At 58.1% G+C, this 20,810-nt stretch carries 21 protein-coding genes; 9 read left to right on the forward strand and 12 right to left on the reverse strand.

Annotated features, from left to right (window positions below):
• The first annotated feature begins 162 nt into the window (after positions 1 to 162).
• Complete coding sequence (locus H7C18_RS19650) at positions 163 to 624, forward strand: PaaI family thioesterase (RefSeq protein ID WP_185130791.1); 462 nt, start codon at positions 163 to 165, stop codon at positions 622 to 624.
• A 77-nt stretch (positions 625 to 701) separates the two neighbouring features.
• On the opposite strand, the gene H7C18_RS19655 is transcribed toward H7C18_RS19650, so the two are convergent.
• Complete coding sequence (locus tag H7C18_RS19655) at positions 702 to 1,886, reverse strand: MFS transporter (protein WP_185130792.1); 1,185 nt, start codon at positions 1,884 to 1,886, stop codon at positions 702 to 704.
• Positions 1,887 to 2,059: 173 nt separating this feature from the next.
• Here H7C18_RS19655 and H7C18_RS19660 point away from each other — a divergent pair, with 173 nt between their 5' ends.
• On the forward strand, positions 2,060 to 2,374 hold the full coding sequence (locus tag H7C18_RS19660) for an ArsR/SmtB family transcription factor (RefSeq protein ID WP_185130793.1): 315 nt from the start codon (positions 2,060 to 2,062) through the stop codon (positions 2,372 to 2,374).
• 153 nt (positions 2,375 to 2,527) lie between these two features.
• On the opposite strand, the gene H7C18_RS19665 is transcribed toward H7C18_RS19660, so the two are convergent.
• The 3 genes from H7C18_RS19665 to H7C18_RS19675 form a co-directional block, all read right to left on the reverse strand.
• Entirely contained in the window at positions 2,528 to 3,709 is a 1,182-nt protein-coding gene (locus H7C18_RS19665) for an NAD(P)/FAD-dependent oxidoreductase (protein ID WP_185130794.1), read from the reverse strand.
• A 31-nt stretch (positions 3,710 to 3,740) separates the two neighbouring features.
• On the reverse strand, positions 3,741 to 4,178 hold the full coding sequence (locus tag H7C18_RS19670; protein WP_185130795.1) for a helical membrane plugin domain-containing protein: 438 nt from the start codon (positions 4,176 to 4,178) through the stop codon (positions 3,741 to 3,743).
• A gap of 399 nt (positions 4,179 to 4,577) precedes the next feature.
• A complete protein-coding gene (locus tag H7C18_RS19675) occupies positions 4,578 to 5,582 on the reverse strand; it encodes an ABC transporter substrate-binding protein (protein ID WP_185130796.1) in 1,005 nt (334 codons plus the stop codon).
• Between the two features lie 203 nt (positions 5,583 to 5,785).
• Here H7C18_RS19675 and H7C18_RS19680 point away from each other — a divergent pair, with 203 nt between their 5' ends.
• The 5 genes from H7C18_RS19680 (at position 5,786) to H7C18_RS19700 (ending at position 11,984) form a co-directional block, all read left to right on the forward strand.
• Positions 5,786 to 7,180 carry an extracellular solute-binding protein gene (locus H7C18_RS19680; protein WP_238357814.1) on the forward strand — a complete coding sequence of 465 codons (1,395 nt, stop codon included), beginning with the start codon at positions 5,786 to 5,788 and terminating at the stop codon, positions 7,178 to 7,180.
• A gap of 85 nt (positions 7,181 to 7,265) precedes the next feature.
• Entirely contained in the window at positions 7,266 to 8,156 is an 891-nt protein-coding gene (locus H7C18_RS19685; protein WP_185130798.1) for a carbohydrate ABC transporter permease, read from the forward strand.
• 15 nt (positions 8,157 to 8,171) lie between these two features.
• Positions 8,172 to 8,999, forward strand: coding sequence for a carbohydrate ABC transporter permease (locus H7C18_RS19690; RefSeq protein WP_185130799.1), 828 nt, complete (start codon positions 8,172 to 8,174; stop codon positions 8,997 to 8,999).
• 39 nt (positions 9,000 to 9,038) lie between these two features.
• Positions 9,039 to 10,814 (forward strand): cache domain-containing sensor histidine kinase, encoded by a 1,776-nt coding sequence (locus H7C18_RS19695; RefSeq protein WP_420481872.1) that lies wholly within the window; start codon positions 9,039 to 9,041, stop codon positions 10,812 to 10,814.
• Positions 10,815 to 10,817: 3 nt separating this feature from the next.
• Entirely contained in the window at positions 10,818 to 11,984 is a 1,167-nt protein-coding gene (locus tag H7C18_RS19700) for a response regulator (RefSeq protein ID WP_185130800.1), read from the forward strand.
• A 4-nt stretch (positions 11,985 to 11,988) separates the two neighbouring features.
• On the opposite strand, the gene phnE (H7C18_RS19705) is transcribed toward H7C18_RS19700, so the two are convergent.
• The 4 genes from phnE (H7C18_RS19705) to H7C18_RS19720 all read right to left on the reverse strand — a co-directional run bounded on the left by phnE (H7C18_RS19705) (position 11,989) and on the right by H7C18_RS19720 (position 15,606).
• Complete coding sequence (gene phnE / locus H7C18_RS19705; RefSeq protein WP_185130801.1) at positions 11,989 to 12,795, reverse strand: phosphonate ABC transporter, permease protein PhnE; 807 nt, start codon at positions 12,793 to 12,795, stop codon at positions 11,989 to 11,991.
• A gap of 15 nt (positions 12,796 to 12,810) precedes the next feature.
• Positions 12,811 to 13,626, reverse strand: a complete 816-nt coding sequence (gene phnE, locus H7C18_RS19710) for a phosphonate ABC transporter, permease protein PhnE (protein ID WP_185130802.1) — start codon at positions 13,624 to 13,626, stop codon at positions 12,811 to 12,813.
• Positions 13,616 to 14,401 carry a phosphonate ABC transporter ATP-binding protein gene (phnC, locus tag H7C18_RS19715; RefSeq protein ID WP_185130803.1) on the reverse strand — a complete coding sequence of 262 codons (786 nt, stop codon included), beginning with the start codon at positions 14,399 to 14,401 and terminating at the stop codon, positions 13,616 to 13,618. The genes phnE (H7C18_RS19710) and phnC overlap by 11 nt, the downstream gene beginning before the upstream one ends.
• A gap of 89 nt (positions 14,402 to 14,490) precedes the next feature.
• On the reverse strand, positions 14,491 to 15,606 hold the full coding sequence (locus H7C18_RS19720; protein WP_420481873.1) for a phosphate/phosphite/phosphonate ABC transporter substrate-binding protein: 1,116 nt from the start codon (positions 15,604 to 15,606) through the stop codon (positions 14,491 to 14,493).
• Positions 15,607 to 15,976: 370 nt separating this feature from the next.
• Here H7C18_RS19720 and H7C18_RS19725 point away from each other — a divergent pair, with 370 nt between their 5' ends.
• Positions 15,977 to 16,489 (forward strand): C40 family peptidase, encoded by a 513-nt coding sequence (locus H7C18_RS19725; RefSeq protein WP_185130804.1) that lies wholly within the window; start codon positions 15,977 to 15,979, stop codon positions 16,487 to 16,489.
• 63 nt (positions 16,490 to 16,552) lie between these two features.
• Here the strand turns inward: H7C18_RS19725 and H7C18_RS19730 are convergent, their stop codons facing one another.
• The 3 genes from H7C18_RS19730 to H7C18_RS19740 form a co-directional block, all read right to left on the reverse strand.
• A complete protein-coding gene (locus H7C18_RS19730) occupies positions 16,553 to 16,945 on the reverse strand; it encodes an ArsR/SmtB family transcription factor (RefSeq protein WP_185130805.1) in 393 nt (130 codons plus the stop codon).
• Positions 16,932 to 17,348: an SRPBCC family protein gene (locus H7C18_RS19735; RefSeq protein WP_185130806.1), complete on the reverse strand. Its 417-nt coding sequence runs from the start codon at positions 17,346 to 17,348 to the stop codon at positions 16,932 to 16,934. Before H7C18_RS19735 ends, H7C18_RS19730 begins: the two co-directional genes overlap by 14 nt.
• 106 nt (positions 17,349 to 17,454) lie before the next feature.
• Complete coding sequence (locus H7C18_RS19740) at positions 17,455 to 18,684, reverse strand: MFS transporter (RefSeq protein WP_185130807.1); 1,230 nt, start codon at positions 18,682 to 18,684, stop codon at positions 17,455 to 17,457.
• A gap of 196 nt (positions 18,685 to 18,880) precedes the next feature.
• Between H7C18_RS19740 and H7C18_RS19745 the strand changes: the two genes are divergently transcribed.
• Positions 18,881 to 19,477 carry a nitroreductase family protein gene (locus H7C18_RS19745; RefSeq protein ID WP_185130808.1) on the forward strand — a complete coding sequence of 199 codons (597 nt, stop codon included), beginning with the start codon at positions 18,881 to 18,883 and terminating at the stop codon, positions 19,475 to 19,477.
• 43 nt (positions 19,478 to 19,520) lie between these two features.
• Here H7C18_RS19745 and H7C18_RS19750 read toward each other — a convergent pair whose 3' ends face one another.
• A complete protein-coding gene (locus H7C18_RS19750) occupies positions 19,521 to 20,792 on the reverse strand; it encodes a TolB family protein (protein ID WP_185130809.1) in 1,272 nt (423 codons plus the stop codon).
• Positions 20,793 to 20,810: the final 18 nt, after the last annotated feature.

The following is a 20,810-nucleotide window of genomic DNA, read 5'->3' on the forward strand; positions in this document are numbered from 1 at the left end:
CCTTTTAAAGAGAGGTTCACGGAGCTTCGACGTCCGCGCCCGTTCTGCGGGTTGCATTGGGGACTGGCTCTACGGGCGAAAAATCCTTGGCTCTGGTAGAATAATAAGCAGAAGCGCTCGAGCGCATAGAGAGTAAACGATGGGATAGGAGGATGGATCCGCATGGAGAACAAGACGTTGGAGCCTCTGGCCGACTCGGACTCGGCTGAACTGGCGGAGAAGATCAAGCGTTGGGAAGAGAACGGCAGCAAGTTGTTCTGGGGACACCTCGGCCTCCGCATGGAGGAATGGAGCGATCGCGGCGTCACCATCTCGGTGGACATTCGCCCGGAGCTGCTCAACCTGGGCGGCCTGCTGCACGGCGGCGTTCACGCCTCTCTGATCGATACGGCGATCGGCATGCTTATCATGATCGTTCGCGGGGAAGAAGACATCGTCACGACCAACCTCAATATGCACTACTTGGCTTCGCGTTCGGAGGGACGGGTATTCGCTGCCGCGGAGATCGTTCACCAATCGCGCAAATCGATTACCGCGCAAGGCTTCGTTCGATCGGAGGACGGCGAGCGGCTGGCGTTCGGAACGGCGACGTTCCGCATCGTCGGGCCGCGGCCGCAAGCATAAAGCCATAATGGGAAGAGGGAAGCGCCGGAAGGCTCTTCCCTCTTTGTTTTCCCGACCGGGCTCCCCTCCCTCCCGCTTCAAGCAGCCGAGCGCCGGCCGGCTTGGCGCTTCCGCGGACCATAGAGCGCGGCTCTTGCCGCGATCAGAACGAGGCCGAGCGCGAGGAACGAAATGCCGGCTATCACGACGTACCGGGCTCCCATTCCCGCCATGAACGCCCCGCCGATCGACGTGCCGACCGTAATGCCAAGATTGGCGAAAGCCACGAACAAACCGTTGGCGAAGTCGGGCGCTTCCGATGCCGCGGAAGTAATCCAATACTGCGAGATGTTCAATCCCAGGGTGAACAACACCCCCCATACCGCGATCAGGATCATCATCGGAACCGTGAAATCGCCCAGGGCGAATACGAGCGCATAGACGGCTCCGAACGCGAACGGATAAACGAGCGCGGTCGGTATCGCCCTGCGGTGAAGCGATTTGCCGGCCGCCAGGTTGCCGGCGATGCCGGTCAAGCCGAACAGCACCAGCATGAGGCTGATTTGTTTGCCGGACATATGCGTCACCGCATCCAGATACTCTGCGAAGAAGCTATACGCAGCGTACATGGCGGAATTGATGGCAATGACGGTCGCAATGCTGAGCCAGACGAGAGGCTTCTTCAGAACGCCCAGTTGCTCGCCGTAGGTCAGCTTTTCCCGGACCGGCATCGAAGGAACGAAGAGGAGAATGGCGGCGAACGTCACCGCGTTGACGACGGCGAAAAACCAGAGCGCGGCTTCCAGCGAGACCGTGTCGGCGATAAAGGAAGTAATCGGCGTTCCGATGACCATCCCGGCCGTGACGCCCATGAACACTTTGGCCGTTACCCGGGTAACCTGCTCCTTGCTGACGGTATTGGCCGCCGCGACGAAGGCGACCGAAAAGTAAACGGGATGGAGAAACGCCGGAACGATTCGGGCGATCAAGAGTACGGCGAAGTTGGGCGCGTACACGGAGACGACATTGGTGACGACGAATAGTCCGATGACCAAGAGCATGGCCGTCTTGCGGTTCATGCCCGAGAACAGCAAGGGCAGCACCGGTCCGGCGATCGCGACCGCGAGCGCGAACAAGCTGACGAGCAGTCCCGCCTGGGAAGCGCTGATGCCGAATTGCTCGGCGATTCGCGGCAAGATGCCGATCACGCCCATCTCCGTATTGATGATGCCGAAGACGCCGAACGTAAGGATGTAAACGATCAATGATTTCGATTTTGTCATGGTCCCTCTCTCCTTAAACCTGTTTGTTTGTTCCTTTGTTTTATTGTTCCAGTTTTTTAGTACAATAGGATGATATCGTCATCTCTTTGAGAAGTCAACGGTTATTTTAATATTCTAGTTTTATGGTACATTAGTAGTTTGAATTCCTCTGTCGAACGTGCTATGCTGGACCTATGAGAAAACCTTATCAGCCTGCCGCAAGCGACATCCGGTTGTCAGCCGTCCTTTATGCCCTGAGCGACCCGCGTCGGTTGCAGATCGTTCAGAGCCTCAAGGATCAGGCGGAGCAAAACTGCGCGGTGTATCATGAGCTGATGCCCAAATCGACGCTGACCCATCATCTGAAGGTCCTTCGGGAAGCGGGGGTGGCCAAGGTAAGAATCGAAGGGACGCAGCACTTCTACTCGCTGCGAACGGAGGAATTGGATCAGCTGTTTCCGGGGCTGATGTCCGCGGTACTCAACGCTCCGCCCGATCTGATCGAATAAGGGGACAAAAAAAGTACCTTCCACAGGAGACGGAAGGTACTTTTTTTATGCGAAGCTTACTCAAGTGCTTTGCGGGGACCTTCGGAAATGATAGATTACTTCATGCAAAAAGGAGCGCCGCATCGGGCGCTCCTCTTTGAAGCTCGCTTCGGCTTAGTAAGCCAGAGCGAACAGACCTTGAATATGGGACAGATAGCGAATGTTGCTCGCTTCCTTCATCAGCGAAGCCGGCAGGCCTTTCAGGCGGGTGTTGTTGCCGCCGATCGTGCCGACCGCGTCCTTGCGGCCCAGGCTTCCGAGCGTACCGGAGAATACCGGCACGAAGGCGTCCATCTTGCCGCCCTTGAAGAAGGCGGACAGGTTGTAGCCGACCGTCTCGCCCATCTGCCAAGCAAGCTGGGCGGTCGGCGGGTACGGACGCTCGCCGCCGCTCGGGAAGACGACGGCGCAGTCGCCGGCCAGGAACACTTCCGGATGCGACGTGGATTGAAGCGTCTCGCTGACGGTAGCGCGGCCGCGGTTGACTTCGACGCCGCTGTTCGCAACGACCGGATGGCCTTGAACGCCGCCGGTCCAGATCAGCGTGTTGGTGTCGATAACGCGTCCGTCCTTGAGGGAGACGGTCGACTTCGTCGCTTCGGTAATGGCAACGCCCGTGATGAATTCGACGCCGCGCTTCTCGAGGCTCTCGACGGCGCGCTGAATCAGTTCGGGCGGGAAGATCGGCAGTACGGACGGAGCCGCTTCGACGACGTAGAGCTTGATGTCGGCGAAGTCGATGCCCTTGGCGCGGCATACTTCCGGAAGCTTGTCGGCGAATTCGCCGACCAGTTCGACGCCGGTCAAGCCGCCGCCGCCGACTACGAAGGTCGCGTCGGCTTTGTTGCCGGACTGCTTGTAGGCGTCCAGTCGAGCTTCGACGTGAGCGCGAATGCGGTTCGCATCGTTTGCGGACTTCAGCGTGAAGCTGTTCTCTTCCAGTCCCGGAATGCCGAAGAACGCCGTCTCGCTGCCGAGGGCGACGACGAGAGCGTCATAAGCGTAAACCGAACCGCTGGCGAGAAGAACTTTCTTGTCGGCGGGCTTGATCTCGGATACCGAGTCGACGACCAGGTGAACGTCCTTGCCGCTCAGCAGCTTCTCGAGCGGCAGAGCGACGGCCTTCTCCTTGATCGTGCCGCCGGCGAGACGGTGAAGCTCGGTGATGATCTGATGGGTCGGAAAACGGTTGATGAGCGTAATCCGCGCTTCCTCGGCACTCAGGTGCTGACGCGCCGTCAGCGCGGTCAGCAGACCGCCGTAGCCGCCGCCCAGAATCACAATATGTTTTGACATGTCCAGTCCTCCGTTCTAATCCGTATCGGGTTTATTCTGCCTTGTTGTTCTTCTCGGCCAGCGCGCCCAGGAACGCTTGCGTGAAGCGAAGCGTCTTCTGAACCTGCGGATCCTTCAGCATTCGGAGAATGCCGAACAATCCGATCGTGCCGCTCGCTTCCGCTTGGGAACGATCGCCGGCTTCGATAGCCGCCGCCGCGATCTCCTTGGTCTTCTCGACGACCGGCTTCGCCATCTCGCCGAAACCGTGCGCGAAATCGTTGATCAGCACCTTGTCGGTAACGATTCCTTGCGCGAAGTCGTAGGCCTTGGTCAGGAAAGTGACCATCTCGGCCAGCTTGGGCAGGTTATCCACCAATACGGTAAGGGACTCCTGAACCTCCGGCTTCAACAATTGATCCAGCATATCTTGCGAGTTCCGTTCCACTGCGGCGTCGCTGGCGACCGCCTCTTGCGAAATTTGTGACATGCGAGAGTGTCCTCCTTTGCAGTAATATCCTAATCGGTTGCGTTCTCCCCGCCTGACACGCCAGGCAGCCGGAACGAGTAGACAGAAGAACACTTTGTAACATTTTTCACATGGAATAGCGATTTACGACGTCTCTCCATGCGATTGCCGTCAAGCATTCCGCAGCCGTTCCCGACTCCGCCCTTCCGTACACAAAGCCATGACAGGATCGAAGCTGAACCATCCCCGTCTATTTTACACCGATTCCTTGCAAACATAAAATAAAAATATTTGCCGAAAACGGCCTGATCGGCAATTTTTTGTGATTTTTTGCACGAAATCGACACCAAGCATCGAAAAAGGGCATCCGCGGCGACGATTTCCGTCGCAGCGAATGCCCTCCAGCCTCTTTTTGAACGATCAGCCGAGCATCTTCTCTACGTCTTCCAAGATCCATTCCATCGCGGCCGTGCTGTAGTCGTTCCATCTGGCGCTGTCCACCAGATAGACATGCTTGTTCTTCACGGCCGGAAGGTTCTTCCAGGCGGACGCTTCCAGCTCGGACACCCGCTGTTTGTCGGCATCGCCATCCACGAGGATGAACAGGTAATCGGCATCGCCGGCGTAATCGACGACCCCTTCTTCCGAGATTTCGGCAGACGCGGTCAGCGCCTTCTCCTTCTCCGTCGGGACGAAGCCGAGATCGTCGAACAGCGGCGAGAATACCTGCGTCGCATGCTGGTAGATCGCCTTGCTCCAGAATTGCAGAACGACGGCCGTGCTGCCCTCCTTCACGTTCGGCTGAATCTTCGCCTTCACTTCCGCCGCTTTGGCCTTGTAAGCGTCCTGCCAGGCCTTCTCCGCGTCTTCCTTGCCAAGCAGGCCGGCCAGCGTATCGAGCTCCGTCAAAGGCGGCTGTCCCCAAGGCGTGGCGATCGTCGGCGCGATCTTCTGCAGGCTCTCGATCACTTCCGGCTTAAAGTAGCTGCTCAGCACGATCAGATCGGGATTCACGGCCGCCACCTTTTCCAGATCCGCTTCCTGGTCGCCTACGCTTTGAACCCCGGCGGTCTCGTCCGCCGAATACTTGTCCAGATAATAGTCCAGCGTTCCCGCCGGCTTCACGCCCAGGGAAGCCAGCTCCCCGTAGTTGGTCAGCGCCACGATGCGCTGCGGATTCGCCGGCACTTCCACCTCGCGGTTCAGCGCATCTTTATACGTCTTAACGCCCGAGTCCGCCGAAGCCGACGAAGACGCTGACGCAGCAGCGGATGCGGACGGAGACGCCGCTCCGGCCGACGAAGACGGCGAAGCCGACCCGCTCGCATTCCCTCCATTGCTTCCATTGTCGGCCCCGCAGGCACTCAGAATCGTTCCCATCAGCAATACCGGCAGAATGAACCCCGCCATTTTGTTTCTCTTCATTCCGTCTCTCTCCTCGTCCTATCTTCTCTACAATTGAGAATGGTTATCAATATCACCATTGTAGTGGAATTTCTAGCAAAACGCAACAAAAGGATCCTCCCAACATCTTGAAAAAGCAAACCTGAAATATAAAGTTCACACATTGTTGCTCCGGTCTGGCTGTCTCATAATGAGGATACACTTCAAACAAGGGGGCAATGCAATTGGAAACGAAAGCTAAGAAAGCGCTCGCGGTCGCCGTGGCCGGGGCTCTGTCACTCAGCCTCGCCGCTTGCGGCAGCAGCAACAATAACGATAACAGCGGCAGCAGTGCCGGCAGCAGTCCCAGCTCCAGCGCAACATCGTCCAGCCCGGCCAGCTCTCCGGCGGCATCCTCGCCGAGCGCCGATTCCGGCAAGAAAGTGAAGCTCACGTTCCAGAACATCTACCCGGACCCGAACACGCCGACATACAAGACGCTTCATCAGCTGATCGACCAATATCAGAAGGATCATCCGAACATTACGATCGAGCTCGATACGCTGAACACCGATCAACAGAAGCTGAAGCTGAAGACGCAGGCCAACTCCAAGGAAATTCCGGATATCACGATGGTCAATCCGGCCGCCCAGATGAAGCCCTTCGTCGACGCCAACCTGTTCGTGCCGCTCAACGATATGCTCGACCAGAACGGCCTGAAGGATACGTATCAATCCGGTCTTCTCGACTATTACAGCTTCAACGGCAACACGTACGCGCTGCCGGACGGCAACAACATCGAGGTCGTCTACTATAACAAGGACCTGTTCCAGCAAGCCGGCATCTCCGCGCCGCCGACGACGTTCGACGAGCTGCTTGCCGACGTGAAGGCGCTCAAAGCCAAGGGCATCATCCCGATGGCAATCGGGGAGAAAGATACGTGGACCGGCTCGTTCATCTTCATGAACATCCTGCTCCGCACGAACGGCCCGGGCTTCCTGCAGGACGTCGCCGACGGCAAGAAAACGTTCGAAGATCCGGCCTTCACCGAAGCGGTTCAACGCTTCCAGGATCTGATCCAAGCCGGCGCGTTCGAAGACGGCGCGACCTCGATCGACGCCGATACGGGCCGCTCGCTGTTCACGACGGGCAAAGCCGCCATGTATATGCTCGGCACCTGGGAGACCGGCTCGATCGACGCTTCCCCGGTCGGCCCCAAAGTCGCGGCGTTCCAATTCCCGACGGTCGACGGCAAGGGCGACGTCAACCAGTTCATGCTCGCTCCGGGCACGGGCTACGCGATCGCGGCCAACAGCGAACACATTCAAGAAGCCAAAGACTTCCTGAACTACTATTGCTTGAACTTCCCGAAGGTCCAGTTCGAGAACAAGAACGCAGTCGGTCTTCCGCAGAAGGTCGACGGCGATCTGAAGGCAGCCGGCTACTCCGATCTCGCCATCAGCGTCATGGATCTGTTCTCCAAGGTGAACGGCGGCGACATCTCCTTCGACAACACGATGAACCCGGCAGTGTCTCAAGCCCACTTGACCAGCCTGCAAAATCTGTTCGTCCAGAAGGTCGATCCCGCCCAAGTCGCCAAAGAACATCAATCGGCTTACGACGCTAACAAAGACAAGTAAAATCTAGCATCATCGGCAGCCGGGAGTGCGAAGGGGCCAAGCGCTTCTTCGCCTCTCGTTTTCCGGCGATACGGAGGCGACGACCTTGAACGTACTGAAAGTCTCTGCGCTGACCCTCGGCGTGTTCGTTTTACCTGCCCTGATCATTTATATTTGCATCGTGTTCATTCCGATCGTAGTGTCCTTCTACACGGGCATGCTCGACTGGAACGGCATCGGCGAAGCCAAGTTCGTCGGCTTCGACAACTTCCATAACCTGCTTTTCCACGACAAAGTGTTCTGGCCGGCCGTGCGCCGCACGCTGCTGTATGCGGTCGCGTCCATGATCGAAATCCCGTTCTGCCTGATGATGGCCGTCCTGCTCAACCGCTACGTCCGCAAAGGCAATACGCTTGTCTCCATCTACTTCACGCCGGTCATCCTGTCCGTCGTCATTATCGGGCAGCTGTGGAAAACGATCTACAACCCGGCATCGCTAGGCGGCATGCTCAACCAGGCGCTGACGACGTTCGGCCTGGACAGCTGGACGCATACCTGGCTGTCGGAACCGAAGATCGCCATCTACTGCATCTTCTTTGTCTCGTTGTGGCAATACTTCGGCTATCACCTGCTCATTCAATTTACCGGCGTCCAGAACATTCCCAGCGAAATTTACGAAGCGGCGAAGATCGACGGAGCGGACGGTTTCAAGGCCGACCGGTACATTACGTTCCCGCTGATCGTCCCGATCTTTAAAATATCGATCGTGCTCGCTTTTATCGGATCGTTGCAATCGTTCGACATGATCTGGATCATGACCGGAGGCGGACCCGGCAACGCGACGGACGTGCTCGCCACTTATATGTACAAAACTTCGTTCAACTCGCAGCAATTCGGCTACGGAAGCGCGATCGCGTCGTTCCTGGTCATTCTGTGCCTCGTCTTCACCGTTGCCATCAATACCGTCATGAACAGAGTCGACAAAAAGTTCAGCTAAAGGGGGCGCGCGAACATGAAATTTCAACCGGTCAAATGGCTCGTTTACCTGCTCATCGCCGTCCTGGTCGTTACCCAGCTGTATCCGCTTGTCTGGCTGCTGCTGTATTCGGTAAAGACGAACGACGAGATTCTGAGCGGCAAGTTTTTCGCCCTGCCGGAGAGCTGGAAGTGGACCAATTACCGCGAGGCGTATACCGGCGGGCACTACATCAAATATTTAGGCAACAGCGTACTCGTCACCGGCGTCACGATGCTGTGCGTCATTCTGCTCAGCGCCATGGTGGCGTACGCGATTACCCGCTTCAAATTCCGGTACGGCCCGGCGGTCATGCTCGTCTTCCTCGTAGGCATGATGATTCCGCTCCAGACGACCCTGCTGCCGCTCATGAAGATCTTCAAGTTCGTTCACGTGCTCGGGACGTATTGGGCGCTCATTCTTCCTTACGTTGCCTTTCAGCTCCCGATCTCCATCTTCATCCTGAGCGGGTTCATGCGGTCGATTCCGACCGAAATGGAGGAGTCGGCGTTCATCGACGGCGCGAGCGTCTATCGAATCTTCCGCTCGATCATTCTGCCGATCACCGTTCCGCCCGTCATGACGGTGTGCATCCTGACCTTCATCTCGATCTGGAACGAATACATTATGGCGGCGACATTCACCAGCTCCGAGAGCATGAAGACGCTCCCGTTCGGCATCTATTCGTTCGTCAGCCAGTACAGCGTCAATTACGGCGACATCGGCGCCTACATGGTCATGGGCGCGGCCCCGGTTATTCTGATATACTTTGTTCTGTCGAACCGGATTACGAAAGGCATGGTGGCCGGAGCCGTCAAAGGATAAGGACCCGCGACGGACCGCCGCGGAAGGAGACCACAAGCCGTGTTCAGGGGCCAGCATTCCATCAGCATGAGGCTGTTCTTCTTGATCGTGTTCTGCATGACCGCCGTTCTGCTCTTGATCAGCGTTCTGGTGTATAACCGGACGATCGCCCAGTACCACCAGAGGTTGAACGACATCACGCAGAAGAACGTCTCACAGACCGACGCTTTGTTCGATCTCCTGCTGCGGGGATACGACAGCTTGTCCAAGTCCATCAGTTCCAACATGGATCTCATCCGGCTTCTGCAGGAGAAGCCGGATAACGCCGCCATCGACTTTATCAACGAGCGCACGATCACCAATATGATCGGCGCTATTTACTATTCCAGGGAAGACTTGATCGGGATTCACGTCATGAACTTCAACGGCAAGATCTATAATTACGGTAACGCCATGAGCGCCATCGACACCGACTATGCGGCATCCGACTGGTTCAGCATGATCCGGGCGGCCGCCGGCAAGATGTCGTGGATCGGCGTATCGGCGCAGTCCGTCATCGATCGGGCCGAGACCCGGCCGGTGTTCGCCTTCGGGCGGCTCATCTACGATTTGAACGAGCACACGCCGATCGGAATCGTGCTGATCGAAGTGGAGCCCCAGTCGATTCTCGATGCGATGGCCAACCTGAAGCTGAGCGATCATACCGAAATTTACGTGGAATCCGACCAGGGCTCCATCCTCGCTTCGACCGAACCGAACGTCACGGAGATACCGAAGCCCCTGCAGGGGCTTCCGGCTCCGGGAAGCGATCAGGATATTTTCACCCAGGACACGGACGGACATCTCGTGATCGTCTCGAAGCTTCCCTTCGGCGGCTGGACGATCACGAGCCGAACGCCCGATGCCGACGTCAATGCCGAATTGAATCAGACGCGTCGCTTCCTGTTCGTGGTGGTCGCCGCTCTGATCGCGTTCTCCGCGTTCATCGCTTCGCTCGTCGCGCGCTCGATCTCGTCCCCTCTCAAGCGGATGATTCGCGAGATGAAGAAGGTCGAAAGCGGGAATTTTAACGGCATGCTCGACATTTCGTCGTACAAGGAGATCAATCAGCTCACCGCGTCGTTCAACCGAATGGTGGGCAGAATCTCGGAGCTGATCGAGCGGGTGAAAATCTCGTCGGTCAGCGAGAAGAACGCGGAGCTGCACGCCCTGCAATCGCAGGTAAACCCGCACTTCCTGTACAACACGCTGGACATGATCTATTGGATGATGGACGAGAAAGGCGACGAACGCCTCGGCGAAGTGATCCTTTCCCTCTCCGCCATGTTCCGCTACAGCAGCAACTGGGAGGACGGGATGGAAGTGACGCTCCGGGAAGAAGTGGAGCAGATCGGGCATTATTTAAGAATCATTCTGACGCGGCTCGATAACCGGCTGCAGGTGGAGATCGACATCGATCCGCGCTGGATGGACATCAAGCTGCCGAAGATGACGCTGCAGCCCATCATCGAGAACGCCGTCAAGCACGGCCTGGAGCCGTTGAAGCGTCCGGGTGAGCTGAAGGTCTTCGCCGAGCGGGACGCAAGCCATCTGAATCTCGTCGTCCGGGACAATGGCGTCGGCATGACGGAGGAACAGCTCTGCAGCCTGACGGAATCCGTCAACGGCGGCGGCAAACAGAGCGGCAAAGGGAGAAGAGGCATCGGCATGCAAAATTTGAATCGGAGGTGGCAGCATATGTACGGGGAAGCCTATAGCCTGCAGGTGAAGAGCTCTCCGGACGAAGGAACCTCGGTCATTCTGCCGCTGCCGCTACCCATGGAAGGAGAACAATAGCCCATGAACATTCTGATCGTGGACGACGAAGGCGTCATTCGCGAAGGCGTCCGGCGGACGATCCGGAACTTCGCGCCCGAATACGGCGTCATCGTCGCTTCGTCAGCTGACGAAGCGGCCGCCGAGATGGACCGGCACCCGATCGACATCGTGCTCACCGACATCCTGATGCCGGGAATGGACGGTCTGGAGTTCATGAAGGTGTCCCGGGGCAAGTATCCGAACGTCCGTTGGGTGGTCATCTCCGCGCATTCCGAATTCTCGTACGCTCAGAAGGCGGTCCGGCTCGGAGCGCGCGATTACCTGCTGAAGCCGATCGGCAAGAAGAAGCTGATGGAGCTGATCTCCTCCCTCTCCGAGGAAATTCGCAACGAGAAGGTCCACTCGCAGCAGGAAGAATTCCTCCGCTCCAGCCTGAAATATCTTCGTGAAGCGGTATTCCAGCGGCTGGCGGCGGGTCTCGACATCGGCAAGCTGGACTTGGGACCGATCGCGGACGCTCACCCGCGCTTCCGGCTCGTCATGGTGACGATGGATGCCGGCAGCAAAAACGTCCATCTGGAGCATTTCATCATCGATAACGTGTTGACCGAGCTGATCGGTCTCTTCGGCGCCGGATTCGTCGTCAGCTTCGACCGCCAAAGTCTGCTCGGCCTCGTCACGCTGAACGAAGGCGTCGCGATCGAGACGCTGCTCGGCGAACTCAAGTCTCATCTCCGGCATTATCTCAAAATCCCGTTTCAGGTGCTGCACTCCGACGAACTGACAGACATGAGAAAAGTGCCCCAGGTCGTGGGGCACTTCCGTCAGGCATCGGCTTCGGGCGCGTACGTCCCGTTGGAAGGAGGCGGCGAGAAGGCGATCGACGTGGCGCTGCGCTTCATCGACAGCCATTTTCACGAAGACTTGTCCCTCGAGAAGGTCGCCTCGATCGTTTTCCTCAATCCGATCTACTTCAGCCAGCTGTTCAAGCAGAAGACCGGCCACGGCTACAAGGACTACGTCATCTCCCTGCGCATGGAACAGGCCAAGCGGCTGCTCGACAATCCGAACCTGAAGCTGGCGGACATCGCCGAACGGATCGGCTACCAGGACGTCCGCCACTTCACCCAGGTGTTCCGCCGGAAGTTCGAGATGACGCCGACCGAATTCCGGCTTCGCGGCCACTGATCGCTCATCCTTTAATCAGCTTGGCGCGGAGCTTGTTGGAGATCAGTTCGATAATCAGGATCAAGACGACCAAGCCGATCAGCAGCGAGCCGACCTGGTTCCATTTGTAGCTGTTCATGGCGAAGATCAGCGGCGCGCCGATCCCCCCCGCTCCGACCAGGCCCAGAATCGAAGCCTCGCGCATGTTCATGTCGAAGCGGTAGATCGTGACGGACATGAAGATCGACAGCAGCTGCGGAAAGATTCCGTAGCGAATCTTCTCGAACGTCGTGCACCCGATCGACGTCATCGACTCCAGCACCCTCGTATCCAGCTCCTCGATCGCATCCACGTACAGCTTTGCAAGCATCCCGATGGAGGTCAGCGCTACCGTCAGCACCCCCGCGAACGCCCCCATGCCCGATACGCGAATGAACATCAGGCCATAGACGAGAGCCGGAATCGTCCGGATCAAGATGAGCAACAGTCTGGTCAGCCAAGCGACCGGCTTGGGAACGATATTGGACGCGGCCAGGAAGGCCAGCGGAATCGACAGCACCGCCCCTACGATCGTGCCCAGGAAAGCAATGGCGACCGTCTCGAGGAGCAAGTACAGGACGCTCTGCTTAGACACGCTCAACAGAAGATCGAGATCCGGGTGGACGATCCCTTTCAAAATATTCAGCGCCATCTTGAAGCCGCTCTGGTTCATGTCCTTGAGGTTAACCACCCACAACGACCACACGAACAGGAAGGCCACGATCAAAGAAACGCTCAGGAAATAACGGTAATTGCGCGGGGAAGCGCGAAGCTGCTTCTCTACGGTCGTCATAGCGCCCTATTCTCCTTAAATGAGCTTTTTGCGGAAATGCTCGCTAATGGTTTCGATCAAATATACGGTAACGACCAGCGCCAGAATGATCATCCCCACTCTCGGATAATCGCGCCAGCCGAGATTCTCGTTGATCAGAAGCCCGACGCCGCCTGCCCCTACGAAACCGAGAATGGCCGCATAACGCACATTCCCTTCGAAGCAGAACAGCGAGTTGGACAGATAGCCCGGAAGCACCTGGGGAAAGACCGCGTAACGAAACGCCTGAATGCGCGTCATGCCGGTCGATTCCATCGCTTCGAACGATCCCATATCGACGTTCTCGATTTGTTCGTACAGCAGCTTGCCTACGTACGAGAGAGTGAACAATAGAATGGCTACGACACCGGCCGTAGGCCCCAGTCCGAAAACAAAGGTCGCAATCAAGGCGGTCACCAGCGTCGGCAGCGTTCGAAGCAAGCTCAGGATCACTTTGAACACTGCGGTGACGACACGGTTCCGGATAATGTTGGAGGACGCCAGCACGGCCAACGGGAGAGCGAGCACCGCCCCGATCATCGAGCCGAGCAAAGACATCTGCAGCGTCGCGAACAAAGCGCTCCACAAGGTGGACATGTAGCTCCACTTCGGAGGAATCATATCCCCGATGAGGACGAAAAATTGGCCGATCTGCGTAAACAGAACTTTAAAGCTGAAATTCGTGAAATTGGCGGACAGAATCGTCGCGACGATTAAGACGAGCAGGACGAGCGGCGTCCGCGATCTTTTCTCGTAAACGATTTTGCCGTTCGGCAGCAGCATTTTCTTGGGCGGGAAAATTTTATCGTACATTCGCCGAGCTCTCCTCCGCCGAGGATTTCATTTCTTCGACCTGGCCGCCGTAGATTTCGTCCAGAATCTGCTTGGTCACCCGGTTCGACTCCCCGTCGAATACCACTTCTCCCTTGCGGATGCCGATGATCCGGTCGGCATACTCCAGCGCGACCTCCACATGGTGGATGTTCATGATGACGGAGATGCTCATGTCTTTATTGATCCGCTTGAAATCGTCCATGACCATCTTCGCGGTGACCGGGTCGAGCGAAGCGATCGGCTCGTCGGCCAGGATGATGTCCGGATTCTGGGCCAGGGTGCGGGCCAGCGCGACGCGCTGCTGCTGTCCGCCCGACAGTTGGTCCACGCGAACGTACGCCTTGTCCAGGATGCCGACTTTGTCAAGCGCTTCCAGGGCTTTTAGCTTCTGTTCCGTCGTGAAGACGCCCGTAACCTTGCGCCACCAAGACAGATCCGGAACGAAGGAGACGAGAACGTTCTTGATGACGGTCGTTCTCGTGACCAGGTTGAAGGATTGGAAGATCATCCCGATCCTTCTGCGGAAGCGTCGGATTTGCTTGCCCCTCAGCTTGGCCACGTCGACATCATCGACGCTCAGCCTTCCGCCGGTGATGTCGTGCATGCGGTTGATGCAGCGGATCAGCGTGGATTTGCCCGCGCCGGACAAACCGATGACCGCAACGAATTCGCCCTGCTCAATTTTCAGATTGATATTCTGCAGCGCGATCGTTCCGTTGGCGTATTTCTTCTCCACCTGGTTGAACTCGATCATGGAAAAATTCCCCTTTTAGGAAAAGATGAGAACATCACGGAACATGATGCTCTCATCTTTAATCGGTATGAAGTTATGGGAAACGCGGTTTACTTCTTCGCGTTCTTGATGACTTCTTGAGCTTGGCGCTCGCCGTCGTAGTCGGAGGACTTCGCCGGCTGGTAGCCTTCATGGCTGTAAACCGCGATGACCTTCTTGCCTTCGTCCGTTTGGGCGATGGCGATGAACGCGTCTTGCAGCGCCTTCTTGAATTCGTCGGTCATGAGCGGGTCTTTCTTGCTGACGCTGATCGTGTCGTTGTAGATGCCTTGCGTGACGCCGATCACGTTCGTCTCGTCCCAGATCGACTTGCTGCGGCTCCAGTCGCTCGTCCATTGCTTCTCGTAATCCCTTCTAGCGTCGGCATAAGCGACGACGACGTCGACTTGTCCGTTAGCCAGACGAGCGAACGAGCTTCCGTAAGAGTCGGACGTGACGACATGGGACAGGTCCGGAATGGTCTTGTTATCGAAGTTCTTCTGCAGCCACAAGGTCGGATAGATGTATCCGGCCGAAGAAGACGTGGACATGACGGCCCAGTTCGCGCCGTTCAGATCGTCCCAGGTCAGCTGCTCGCCGTTGTTGACTTTCGCGGACAGCTCTTGGCCTTTCTTGGACGGGCCTGCGATGACGAGCGCGCGGTAGTAAGTCGCTTGCTGATCGGTCGGCTGGGTCGGCTTGTTGTCGTTCCAATCCTTCGGGTTATCCGAGTCGTTCGACAGTCCGGCGCGGGTCGCCGTCAGAATGACGTCGGCTCCGTCGTCATACAGGACGTACGTGCCGCCCGGGATAAAGCCGATGTCCGTCGTGCCCGCCGTCAAGGCTTCCCCGACCGCTTCGTAGGTCGTACCGACATCAATCGTTACTTTATCGACATTGTAGCCTTCGGTGGCCAGTTGCTTCTTGAGCAGGTCTTTGAGCGGATCGGTCGCCGTGATGATCTGGTCCGGATCCTTCGAAGGAACGAAGCTGACTTTGAGCTCCTTGATCTCTTGGGCGGCGCCGCCGGCGCTGGCCGAAGGGCTGGCTGCCGCGCTTCCGGAAGGAGAAGCGGAAGGACTGCCGGATGCGCTGCTGCCTGCGTTATTGTTGTTGTTGGAGCCGCAGCCCGCAATCAGGCCCAGAGACAGTGCGCATGCAGCAAAAAGCATTAACTTGTTCTTCAAATTCGGTAACCCCCACTTTTGGTCAAATTTCTCAAAACTGAACCTATTATACCAGCTCTCTGTCAACGAAGTGTTAATCTGGCTTGTACAAAAGTGTTCTATTTGTAAATATTATAGCGTAACAAGTTGAACTTCAACTGATTTTTCCGATGGTGGCGCTTCCTTGTTGGAAGTATTCCCCCAGGTTTCGAGGATATTCTCATGCAACGGCTTACATCCTCCGGAATGCTCCAATTTTCCCTCATAATACCGTAAATTTGGAAGTATGAAGATCGTCTCAATTTGGCATCTTCCCTAAATTCGCCGTGCTATACTTCCCTGAGTCGGGAATCATTCTCAATTCTCAATTCATAGGAGGACATCATAGACCATGCAAATTCATTGGAAGAAAACAGTTATTGCGCTTGCCTGCCTGACCGTCTTCGCCGGAGCCGGCGTCACCCTCGGCGCGGGCACCGGACAAGCCTCGGCGGCGACTGTCCAAGCCAGCATGACGGCCAGCCAGAAGGCGGACAAAATCATCGCTCTAGCGGAGTCCCTGAAGGGCAAGGTTCACTATACATACGGAGTGAACAATCCGAGCAAGCTGATCTTCGATTGCTCGTCGTTCACGAAATACGTGTTCGGCAAATACGGGGTCAGCCTGAAGTGGGGAACGAAATATCAGAGCAAGGAAGGTACATATGTCTCGAAGAGCAATCTGAAGAAGGGCGATCTCATTTTCTTCAGCACGGGCACCAAGGGCGTCATCGGCCACGTCGGCATCTACATCGGCAACGGCAAGTTCATTCACAACACGATCGGCTCTTCGTGGAACGGCATTCTCATCAGTAATCTGAGCAGCTATACAAGCCGTTATATAACCGCTCGCAGAGTGCTGTAAGGAAAAAAGACCTCCAAGCCGGCATCAAGCCGCTTGGAGGTCTTTGCCATTCGCCAGGAACGGCTACTCGTCCGTCGGCGGCTCCGCGGCCGCCAAGGGCGCCGGATCGTCCGGACCATCGGGCCCCGACTCGACGAAGCGCTTGAGAGCAGCCATCTTGTTGTCCCAGAAGCGCTCGTAGTAGTCGAGCCACTTCTTCAGCTCGCGAAGGGGCTCCGGTTCGAAGCGGTATCTCGTCTCCCGCCCGACCTTCCGCTCCCGCACGAGGCCCGCGTCGGCCAGAATGCGCAAATGCTTGGAGACGGCGGTTCTCGTCATCTCGTAATGGTTGCTGATGACGGTAACCGGCATCTCCCGGTCGCTTAACAGCCTGAGCAGGCTGCGGCGCGTCGGATCGGCGATCGCCTGAAAGACGTCGTGCTTCGCCGCGGCGGCGGAACCGTCAGCCTTCGACATAGCGGCGAAGCTTCTCGAGGTCGCCCCAGCCTTGAGCCATCCGTTCGCGGACCATCTTGTGGGGTTGGCCGAATTCGGTGACCTTGTCGGGATCCCAGCCGCCGTGGATAAGCGTGAATTCGGTCTGATCCCCCAGATCCTTCAATTCGAACGTCAGCGTCCAGTCCTTGCCCCAACGGAACGACAAGCGGCGCATCGGTTCGATCTCGGTCACTTTGCAGGGAGACTGGCCGTACGGTCCCGCCTCAAGATGGAACTCATGGCCGACGACCGGCTGAAAATCGCTGGGCATGAACCAGGCGGCGATGCCTTCCGCCGTGGCGACGGCATCCCATACTTTGGCGATGGGCGCGTTCAGCACTTGCGTACGTCTAATATCGGGGAGCTGCTCGGTTTGGGACATTTCGGCAAAAATCCTCCTTCATAGGGTTCGCTCAAAAGCGAAACCAAATGGTTTCGTAATAAGTTTACGACACCATTTGGTTTCGCGTCAAGAGGGTAAATGTTGGTCAGCGGCCCGGCGACAGGCGCAGATTGCCCCGCATCAGCAGCCAGCTGAAGATCGGCGCGCTGCCTACGACGAACAGCAGTACGTTGAGAACGGTCGGCGAACGGCTGATCTCGATCGTCACCAGAAAGACGGCCATTCCGAAGATACGGCCGACGTTCAGCGCCAGCTCCCGGACGACGACGTATTCTTCCCTGAGGCGGGCGCTGTCCTCGTTCTGGCCGATCAGGTCGAAGACGGCGGATGTCATCGGAATGCCGTACAGCGGGAAGAAAAGTCCGATCCCGACCCCGAACGCCAGCATCGTACCGTAGCGGATGCCGAAGAAAAACGGCAGCACGACCGCCGTAATGACGACGGCGCCGACTAACATTCCTTTCACGCGCCAGGCCGGCTTGAGCCAGCGGCCGACCGCATAATAGCTGATGAACGACACGGCCGACGTCAGCAAGGTGAAGTTGCCCAGCTTCAGCTCGCTTCCGGTCTGGATGTAGACGAGCAGACCGATCATCAGGCCGAAGACGCTCTCGCGGACTCCCTGCACGGCAAGAGCCGACAGCACCGAATGCCAGGGCGAGTTCGGGGTATGCCAGATGCGAATCGGATGGCGCCAATCGTAGGACTCGCCGGGAGGACGGTTGCGCAGCCAGAAGCTGACGATCGCGCCGACGACGAAGATGCCGAGGGAGACCATGAAGATGATGCGGTAGCCTCTCTCCGCGGTCATGTGCGAGATCAGGAAGCCGGAGCTCCAAGGGGCGATCATGCCCGCCAATGCGCCGATTACGCCGGCCAGCCCGTTGAAGCGGTCCCGGTTGGCCGCGTCCGTCACTTCGAAATACAGGACGTTGAAGGAGACCCAGAAGAGCCCGTTGGCCATGCCTTGGAGGACGCCGAGCGGCGCGATATACGCGATGCAGCGGTGGCCGAGCAGCAGCACCAGCGCATAGAAGACGGCGGACGCGCAAATGCCGAGCCGCAGCACGAGCCGCTTGCGCCCGCTCTTGACCGCGGCGCCCGCGATCCAGAACGTGAGCGCCATGCACAGATAGCTCAGCAGCGTGAACCAGCCCAGCAGCGCGAAGTTCTTGCTCGCCTTCCAGATATAAACGCCCAGGAACGTGCCGGACAAGGCGCTGGCCGTAATAAACAGCCCGTTAACCGTGAGCAGCAACCGATTCTGCCCATCGAGCCGCCCCCCGGAAGAAGCGGTCGGATGACTCGTGGTCATAAGCTTGCACCTCTCGGGGAATTTGGAATGGTTGGACACCGTCATAAACTGCCCCCGATCCGCGCGGGACATTCGCTATGGAGGGATTTTCCGGCCGACATGCGCTTATGATTAGCACAGTTACTATACATAAGTAAGAAGCTAGTTTATACTATCCGAGTAGAGAAAAAACCACTTTGGAATGGAGGATTCCATCATGAGCAACGCTTCATCCCCTGCCGTGCCGCAACGTCAGCCAGCCTATCCGATCGACCCGGACATCGTACATCGCTGGTCTCCCCGGTCCTTCCTGGAAAAAGAGGTTCCCGACAACGTCCTCATGAGCGTATTGGAAGCGGCCCGTTGGGCGCCGTCCGCCTTCAACGTTCAGCCTTGGCGTTTTATCGTCGCAAGGACCCGGGAGGAGCGCGAAACGTTCCTTCCTTTTATTAGCGAGTTCAATCGCATCTGGTGCGAGAAAGCTCCCGTTCTGATCCTGGTCCTCTCGAAGACCGTCTGGGAACGCGGCGAAGTGGCGTCCCATGCCTTCGACACCGGATCCGCCTGGGGCTATCTTGCTCTGGAAGCGACGAAGCTAGGGCTGGTCACGCATCCGATGGCCGGCTTCGATCACGCCCAGGCCCGCGAGACGCTCGGCGTTCCGGAAGAGTACGCCATTCAAGCGCTCGTGGCGCTCGGCTACCAAGGGCCGAAGGAGGCTCTGCCGGAACAGCTGCAGGCGCGAGAAGTGCCGTCCCCCCGCGTCCCGGTCGGGGAGATCGCCTTCCGGGGCAAGTTCGGCCACTCTCTCTAATCCCGCGATACAAAACATCGTATAGCAGAAGGAAGGCGGGCCGTTACCGGCTCGCCTTTCTTCTGTCTTCATAAAATTGCAGCACGGCGCCCCAATTCCACTGCTCGTAGTAATTGGCTCCAAGGTCGATGCGGCGGATCCAGACGCGAGCCGGCCCGCCCCCGGCTCCGACGATCATCACGTCGGCGCTTCGGCGATCGGAGCGCACCCAGGCCAGCGTCCGCGACGCCGGAAGATAGACGGGCGCGTAGTCGCCGTGCGCGGAGGAAGGCGACGTGACCCGCCTCTCCCTCTTGCCGCGAAGCCCGACCTCGACCAAATACGGAAACGGCCGCTTCGCAGGCTCCGTAGCCCATTCCTTCTGCTCGCGCGCCCGCGATACGAGAATCCTCCGATCGCCCTTCCAGGCCGGCGTCTGATCGACGAAGCCTGCCGGCGTATGAATCGTCGGCCTCCCCAGCGGAATGTCCGCCGTCTCCAACCGCTTGTTCGACGTCGCCTCACGACCTTCCCCCGCGATGTAGGCCAGCCGGTCGTCCCCCTCCGCCCAAGCGAACTGCTGCTCGCCGCCGGCCATCTTGTCGAGCTGCTGAAACGACGAGCCGTCGGCCGAAAGCACGCAGAGCGTGTTGCTGTCCGCCGACAGCGAAGCGGTCGGCTTCGCCAGGAACGCCATCCAGCGGCCGTCCGCCGACCACCGGAAGAAGCTCGTGCCCACCGCGAAGAAATCGTCCGATCTGTCGGGCAGCGTGTACAGCGTTCGAAAGCGTGCGGCATCGCCTTGCGCCGACAAGGGGATCTTCAAGATGCGAACCGGCGTCCAGCCGCCGTCCGGCTTCAATTCCGATTCCGACGAAGCGACGAAGCCGCCGCCGCCGGGCAGCCACGAGAAGTTGCCGATGCCGGAAGCCGCGTTGATCGGCTGCCCGGGCCGCTCGGCGTCGATCCAGTCGATGCGGTTGCCTTCCCGGTAGGCGAGGCGATTGAGGGAAGGCGCCCATTCGAATCGGTCTCCCGCCACCCGTGAGACGAGATGCCCTTCTCCTTCTCCCGCCGGCCGAACCCAGAGCTCCCTTCCGTTCTCCCCGGCCGCATACGCGATCCAGCGGGCATCGAACGACCACTTCGGGCCGGCCGCTCTCTGGCCCGTCGTCAATTGCCGTTCTACCGAGCCTTCCCGAATCCACAGGTCCCCGCCGCGGACGTACGCGGCGCGCAGCGGCGCATCCTTCGCCGCGGACGCCGTCCCGATGCCCGCTCCCAGCGTCAGCGCCGCGGCGAGCGCCGCCAGCAGCCACTTTTGGCGAATGTTCATGCGATCTTCTCCTCGGTT

The organism is Cohnella zeiphila (genome assembly GCF_014212055.1).
GTDB classification, from domain to species: Bacteria; Bacillota; Bacilli; order Paenibacillales; family Paenibacillaceae; genus Cohnella; species Cohnella zeiphila.

Bases quoted from the DNA above. Each gene is read 5' to 3' on its own strand.
- H7C18_RS19740 (WP_185130807.1), bottom strand. From the start codon at position 18,684: ATGACCACGAGTCATCCGACCGCTTCTTCCGGGGGGCGGCTCGATGGG.
- H7C18_RS19750 (WP_185130809.1), bottom strand. From the start codon at position 20,792: ATGAACATTCGCCAAAAGTGGCTGCTGGCGGCGCTCGCCGCGGCGCTG.
- H7C18_RS19670 (WP_185130795.1), bottom strand. From the start codon at position 4,178: ATGTCACAAATTTCGCAAGAGGCGGTCGCCAGCGACGCCGCAGTGGAA.
- H7C18_RS19725 (WP_185130804.1), top strand. From the start codon at position 15,977: ATGCAAATTCATTGGAAGAAAACAGTTATTGCGCTTGCCTGCCTGACC.
- phnE (WP_185130801.1), bottom strand. From the start codon at position 12,795: ATGACGACCGTAGAGAAGCAGCTTCGCGCTTCCCCGCGCAATTACCGT.
- H7C18_RS19655 (WP_185130792.1), bottom strand. From the start codon at position 1,886: ATGACAAAATCGAAATCATTGATCGTTTACATCCTTACGTTCGGCGTC.
- H7C18_RS19700 (WP_185130800.1), top strand. From the start codon at position 10,818: ATGAACATTCTGATCGTGGACGACGAAGGCGTCATTCGCGAAGGCGTC.
- H7C18_RS19735 (WP_185130806.1), bottom strand. From the start codon at position 17,348: ATGTCCCAAACCGAGCAGCTCCCCGATATTAGACGTACGCAAGTGCTG.
- phnE (WP_185130802.1), bottom strand. From the start codon at position 13,626: ATGTACGATAAAATTTTCCCGCCCAAGAAAATGCTGCTGCCGAACGGC.
- H7C18_RS19745 (WP_185130808.1), top strand. From the start codon at position 18,881: ATGAGCAACGCTTCATCCCCTGCCGTGCCGCAACGTCAGCCAGCCTAT.
- H7C18_RS19665 (WP_185130794.1), bottom strand. From the start codon at position 3,709: ATGTCAAAACATATTGTGATTCTGGGCGGCGGCTACGGCGGTCTGCTG.
- H7C18_RS19675 (WP_185130796.1), bottom strand. From the start codon at position 5,582: ATGAAGAGAAACAAAATGGCGGGGTTCATTCTGCCGGTATTGCTGATG.
- H7C18_RS19660 (WP_185130793.1), top strand. From the start codon at position 2,060: ATGAGAAAACCTTATCAGCCTGCCGCAAGCGACATCCGGTTGTCAGCC.
- H7C18_RS19650 (WP_185130791.1), top strand. From the start codon at position 163: ATGGAGAACAAGACGTTGGAGCCTCTGGCCGACTCGGACTCGGCTGAA.
- H7C18_RS19690 (WP_185130799.1), top strand. From the start codon at position 8,172: ATGAAATTTCAACCGGTCAAATGGCTCGTTTACCTGCTCATCGCCGTC.
- phnC (WP_185130803.1), bottom strand. From the start codon at position 14,401: ATGATCGAGTTCAACCAGGTGGAGAAGAAATACGCCAACGGAACGATC.
- H7C18_RS19730 (WP_185130805.1), bottom strand. From the start codon at position 16,945: ATGTCGAAGGCTGACGGTTCCGCCGCCGCGGCGAAGCACGACGTCTTT.